Source organism: Halanaerobium sp., from assembly GCF_003070835.1.
The window spans coordinates 1-6,257 of record NZ_QBLR01000197.1 but is presented as its reverse complement, the minus strand read 5'-3'; the positions used below and the strand labels follow the sequence as shown (position 1 = coordinate 6,257).

General features: G+C 31.3%; 5 protein-coding genes. All 5 read left to right on the top strand.

Annotation, left to right across the window (positions count from 1 at the left end; translation table 11 throughout):
• Window positions 1-588: DUF4351 domain-containing protein (locus CI949_RS15130; protein ID WP_290767797.1), on the top strand; the 588-nt coding region annotated here is incomplete at its 5' end.
• A 540-nt stretch (window positions 589-1,128) separates the two neighbouring features.
• Entirely contained in the window at window positions 1,129-2,055 is a 927-nt protein-coding gene (locus CI949_RS15125; protein ID WP_208107129.1) for a DUF4268 domain-containing protein, read from the top strand.
• A gap of 104 nt (window positions 2,056-2,159) precedes the next feature.
• Window positions 2,160-4,256, top strand: coding sequence for a class I SAM-dependent DNA methyltransferase (locus tag CI949_RS15120; RefSeq protein WP_089719935.1), 2,097 nt, complete (start codon window positions 2,160-2,162; stop codon window positions 4,254-4,256).
• Window positions 4,257-4,261: 5 nt separating this feature from the next.
• Window positions 4,262-5,677 carry a restriction endonuclease subunit S gene (locus CI949_RS15115; RefSeq protein WP_089719933.1) on the top strand — a complete coding sequence of 472 codons (1,416 nt, stop codon included), beginning with the start codon at window positions 4,262-4,264 and terminating at the stop codon, window positions 5,675-5,677.
• Window positions 5,619-6,257, top strand: a 639-nt coding sequence (locus CI949_RS15110) for a type I restriction endonuclease (protein ID WP_290767789.1), incomplete at its 3' end; no start/stop codon positions are given. The genes CI949_RS15115 and CI949_RS15110, both read left to right, overlap by 59 nt.

The window sequence follows — 6,257 nt, the reverse complement described above, 5'->3', positions numbered from 1 at the left end:
ATTAAAGGATATCCGGCAGCAAAAGCTGGTTTTAACTGCGGCAGTCTGGGCTATAACACAACTGTTGTTAATATGTCTGATAAAGATGGTAAAGAAAAGCTGAGAGAATTAAAAGAAAAAATAGAGAAGAGGGAAGAAATAAATTATCTTGACTTAATATTCCTTCCTTTAATGAAGAGTGACCAGAAGATAGCTGAGCTGGTTAAAGATACTATTGAGCTGGAAGGAAAACTGGAAATAGATCAAAATTTAAAAGATAATATCGTAGCTTTGACTTTTGTTTTAAGTGACAAATTTTTAACTGAGGCTGAAATATCAGAGATATGGAGGGATTACAAAATGGTCAAAATATTGAAATATGCAGAAGAGCAGGGTAAGAAAAAAGGAAAAGAAGAAGGAAAGATTGAGGGGAAACAGGAAGAAGCAAGCTTAATTCTGATGAGACAAATTAAAGCTAAATTTGGCAAATTAGATAATGAAATTATAAATTTAATCAATGATGGAGAATTAAGTAAAATTGAAGATTTAAGTGAAAAAATAGTAACTACAAATTCGAAGGAAGAATTAATAGATTTTTTGAAGCATTAAATAGAAGAAAGCAAACTAACCGGCTGGGATTAAAACCTCAGCCGGTTTTATTTGTCGGCAGTAATTTGTTGAATCGAAAGTATTATTATACGATGATTATCTGCCGCAGTTAGAGATGATCTGCTCGAGGCAGCTCCCAAAAATAAAAATCAAAATAAGGGGTGGCTGCTGTGAGATGTGAGGATTTGGTTGAACTGTTTAAAGAAAAAGTTAAAACAGAAGATTGCAACAGTCAGGGTGAATAATTCTATTAGAATTTTAAAGGAAGAATTAAGAAGTTATTAAGTCGTCTCTGGTCTCTGTGTAAAAGCAGGGACCTTATTTTTTTAGTGTTTAAAGTGTTGATCATTGTCATTAAGCATGATCAAGTTATCAATATTATATCATAAAAAATGGATAGCTAAGTTAAAAAATGGCAGAATTTGTTGACTTGTGAATAAAGGAAAAACTATATATTTCAAGAAGTATATATTTAGATGTAAAAAATTAATTTGATATAAATACTTAATAATTATTAAAAGAACTTCAGGAGGTAAAACTATGTCTATTAATTTATCTAGATTAAAACAAGTTGATCTAAGAGAAGCCTGGCAGCATGAAGCCTATGATTTCACTAAATGGCTTGCAGAAGATGAAAATATAGAACTTTTAAGTGATGAAATTGGTGTAGAGATTGTAATAATTGAAAAAGAAGCCAGTGTTGGTAGATTTAATGTAGATATTTTAGCAGAAGAATCCAATACAGGTAACAATATAATAATAGAAAATCAATTAGAAAAAACTGATCATGACCATCTGGGTAAATTGATAACCTATGCAGCTGGTATTGATGCCGGAATAGTAATCTGGGTTGTTAAAGAGACTCAGGAAGAGCATCAACAAGCTGTTGAGTGGTTGAATGAAAAGACTAATACTGAATTAAGTTTCTTTCTGGTTCAGATCGAACTATGGCAGATAGATGATTCTAATTATGCACCGAAAATTAATGTTATAGAAAAACCAAATTATTGGTCTAAAGATGTAAAAAGTAGTGTAGAAAAGACTAAATTGACAGATACGAAAAAAATGCAGCTTGAGTTTTGGACAAAGTTAAAAGATTATGCACAGGAGCAGGGTTATAATATCAATTTTAGAAAGCCAAGAGCTCAACACTGGTATGATATTAGCTTTGGAACATCTGAAGCTCATATATCATTATCTGTTAATACCCAAAAAGGAAATATTTCTACAGATATTTACATACCAGATTCTTCAGAAGCATTTGATAATTTTTATAAGAATAAAGAAGAGATTGAGACAGAAGTTGGTTCTTCATTAGACTGGCAGGAGTTGCCAGAAAAGAAAGCTAGCAGAGTTAGATTAACAAATTCTTATTCTATTTCCAACAACGATGATTGGTCTGAAGCTTTTGATTGGATGATAGAAAAAGTATTATTGTTCAAAAAGGTATTTAGTAAGTATATTTAAAAGGAGTTGTGAATGGTTATGGATAATTATAAAGTTGGTGAGTTCTATACAGCAAAATCATATAAAGAAAGTGGATTTAATTTTCCCAGGAGGAGTTACATACAATGAACAACTTTGGAGAAAAAGTAAATTTTATTTGGAACATAGCAAATCTTTTAAGAGGACCATATAAGCCAGAAAAATATGGAGACATAATACTACCTCTTTCAGTTTTAAGGCGTTTTGACTGCATTCTAGTGCCAACTAAAGACAAAGTATTAGAGAAAGCTAAGGAAGTAGATATACCTGAACTGTTGAATGCAGCAGCAGGTTTTAAATTCCATAATAAAAGCAAATATGACTTTGATAAACTGCTTGATGATCCAGATAATATAGCAGAGAATTTAAGAGCATATATCAGAGGTTTCAGTGCCAATATCAGAGAGATTATGGAGAACTTTGATTTTGATAAAGAAATAACTAAACTTAACTCAAATAATCTTCTCTTTTTGGTGGTTAAAGAGTTTAATAAATTGGATCTACACCCTGAGAAAGTATCCAATCAGGAAATGGGTTACATATTTGAAGAATTAATTAGAAGATTTTCTGAAAATGCTGAAGCTGGTGACCACTATACACCTAGAGAGGTAATTGAGTTAATGGTCAATATTATTTTTAATGGTGAAGAAGATGAGCTGACTAATCCAGGTAATATTTCTACTATAGGAGACTTTGCCTGCGGAACTGGTGGAATGCTTTCAGTAGCTGAGAACTACATTCACGAGATGAATCCTAAGGCTGAGGTAGCCTTATATGGTCAGGAGATTAATGATCAGTCCTATGCTATCTGTAAGGCCGATATGTTAATTAAAGGTGAAGGAGAAAATGCTGATAACATTGCTTTAGGAAACTCTTTAACTAATGATTTACATAAAGGTTTACGTGTTAGATATGGTTTGATGAATCCTCCCTTCGGTGTCAGCTGGAGAAAAGACAGCAAGGAAGTAAAAAAAGAGCATAAAAATCAGGGCTTTGATGGTAGATTTGGAGCAGGTACCCCCAGAACTTCTGATGGATCTCTCCTCTTCCTGCAGCACATGCTTTCTAAAATGAAAACTGATAAAAAAGGAAGTAGAATGGCTATTATCTTTAATGGTTCTCCTCTATTTACTGGTGATGCTAATAGTGGTGAAAGTGAAATCAGACGCTGGATAATAGAGAATGATTTATTGGAAGGTATTATTGCACTGCCAGAAGAACTATTTTACAACACTGGGATTGCTACTTATATATGGGTCTTATCTAATAGAAAAAATGATGATTTAGAAAAAGGTCCTATCAGAAAAGATAAGATTCAGCTGGTTGATGCAACAAGTTTCTATAAAAAGATGAGAAAATCACTGGGTGCCAAAAGAAATAAAATTTCCAAGCAGCAGATAAATAGAATAACTGAAATCTATGGTGCCTTCCAGGAAAATGAATACTCCAAAATATTTGATAAAGAGGAATTTGGTTACCTTAAAGTTAGAATTGAAAGACCACTTAAATTAAACTTTAAAATTACTGAAGATAGAATTGAAAATATTTATGCTGAAAATACTTTCTCAAAGTTATTTGATGAAGAGAAATATAAGAAGCTGAAGAAATTATCTGAAGCTCCTGAGTTTAAGTCTAAGGATAAAAAGAAACTAGAAAAGCTTGAAGAAGGAAAGAAACTGCAGGAGAAAATTTTAAATAGATTGAGAGAAAATATTGACCAGGATAAAGTCTGGAAAAACAGAAAAGAATTTAAAGAAGTTCTAAAAGATATTTTAGGTGAGCTAGACTTAAAGCGTTCCTTAATGAAAGCTGTCAGAAATGGACTTGCCAAAAGAGATGAAACTGCTGCCTACTGTAAAAAACGAGGTAAGATAGAATCAGATACCGATCTTCGTGATTATGAGAGAATTCCTTTCAGCCATAAGGTGGAAGGATATAAACAGGATTATTCTGATTTTGTTGAAAAAGAAAAAGATAACATCACAGCTTATTTTGAAAATGAGGTTAAACCACATGTACCAGAAGCATGGGTTGATTACTCCTATACTAGAGTTGGCTATGAGATACCATTCACCAGATATTTTTATGAGTTTGAAGAGCTAGAACCTTCTCATGAGATTAAAGAAGATATAGAAAAACTGGAAGCTGAAATTAATGAGATTATGCAGAAAGTTTTAGGGTAGTGGTTATGGTGAGAGAATATAAGAGATATGATGAATATAAGGATAGTGGGATTGAATGGTTAGGCGAGATACCGAAAGATTGGGATATTACTAAACTTAAATATATTACAACAGTAAATATGGGCCAGTCTGTTAATTCGGCCACAGTAAATATTATAAAAAAAGGGGTTCCTTTTTTACAAGGTAATGCTGAATTTGGAGATTTAAATCCTAAGGAAAAACATTATACTACTGAACCAAAGAAAATTGCAAACAAAAATGAAATACTAATTTCAGTAAGAGCTCCAGTAGGAGATTTAAATATTGCTGACAAAAAATATTGTATTGGGCGGGGGTTATGTGCTATAAAACCAAAAAACAATCTTTTGTTTCTTTATGAATTATTAAAAATATCAAAAATTTATTTTGATAAGATTTCTACTGGTTCTACTTATGATTCAATTTCTACTAAAGACTTGAAAAATATTAAATTACCAAAACCTTCTAAGAAAGAACAACAAAAAATAGCTTCATTCCTCGACCAAAAAACTGCTGAAATAGATGAGATAATAAACAAAAAAGAAAAGCTTATAAACTATCTAGAAAAATATAAAAAATCAGTTATAACTGAGGCTGTAACTAAAGGCAAATTAGGAGATAAATACATCAATGAAGATGGAGAATTAGTTGATGAAATTGAGATGAAAGATAGTGGAGTTGAATGGATAGGTGAAATACCTGAGTATTGGGATATTAGTAAAGTAAAATATATAGCTGATATTCATGGGCGTATAGGCTATAGAGGATATACAAAAGATGATTTAGTGGATAAAGGAAATGGTGCGTTAACACTAGGAGGTAAGCACATAGATGATAACAATAAAATAGATTTATCTGATCCCACATACATTAGTTGGGAAAAATATTATGAATCTCCTGAAATAATGGTGAAATATAATGATTTACTTGTTGTTCAAAGAGGAAGTATTGGTAAAGTAGCAATGATTGATAAAGAAATAGGTGAAGCGACAATAAATCCCAGTTTGATTCTAATAAATAATATAGAAATAGAGCCAAAATATTTTTATTATTATCTAAATTCTTTTTCAGTTTCTGAGTTTTTCAAACTGATCGTGTCATCTACTGCAGTTCCTATGATTTCTCAAGAACAATTTGATAATTTACATTTACCAAAGATGAATTTAGATATACAACAAAAGATAGTAAGTTATCTTAAACAAAAGACCCAACAAATAGATAACCTAATCCAAAAAACAAAAAAATCAATAGAAAAATATAAAAAATATAAAAAGTCTCTTATCTTTGAGGCTGTTACAGGTAAGATAGATTTGAGAGATTACGAATTAGAAGGGGGAGAAGAACTTGCTGAGCACAATAACTCCAGCGAAACTGAAAGAGAACGCCTTTCAGCAGTTGATTAAAGAATATCTGATTAAGGAGAATGATTATGTTGAGAGCAGTAATTTAAACTATGATAAGTACCATGCTTTAGATACAGAAATGTTATTTGAATTCCTGGAAACAACTCAAAAAAAGACTATGAAAGAATTAAAAAATATTTATGGACCTGAGTATAAGCAGAAAATTGTTAAAAGATTAAATGAAGAATTGGCCAGAAGAAGTATGATTGATGTAATTAAGCATGGCATTAAAGATTATGGTAAAAAATTAGACTTAGCTTACTTTAAACCCCCGACAGATTTTAATGAAAAGTTGAATAAATTATACAATCAGAACATCTTCTCCGTGATCGATGAACTAAATTACCAGGATGAGAAAAGAATTGATGTTGTGCTTTTCCTAAATGGTTTACCCATCATTACAATGGAGCTAAAAAATCAGGATACAGGTCAGGATTATAAGAATGCTATTTATCAATATAAAAATGATAGATCACCGAACGAAAAATTATTTAGATTTAAGCAGCGTTCAATAGTAAACTTTGCTGTTGATAAAGATGAAGTCTATATGACAACTGAACTTAATGGAAAAGATACTTTC

Bases quoted from the DNA above. Each gene is read 5' to 3' on its own strand.
- CI949_RS15125 (WP_208107129.1), top strand. From the start codon at position 1,129: ATGTCTATTAATTTATCTAGATTAAAACAAGTTGATCTAAGAGAAGCC.
- CI949_RS15120 (WP_089719935.1), top strand. From the start codon at position 2,160: ATGAACAACTTTGGAGAAAAAGTAAATTTTATTTGGAACATAGCAAAT.
- CI949_RS15115 (WP_089719933.1), top strand. From the start codon at position 4,262: ATGGTGAGAGAATATAAGAGATATGATGAATATAAGGATAGTGGGATT.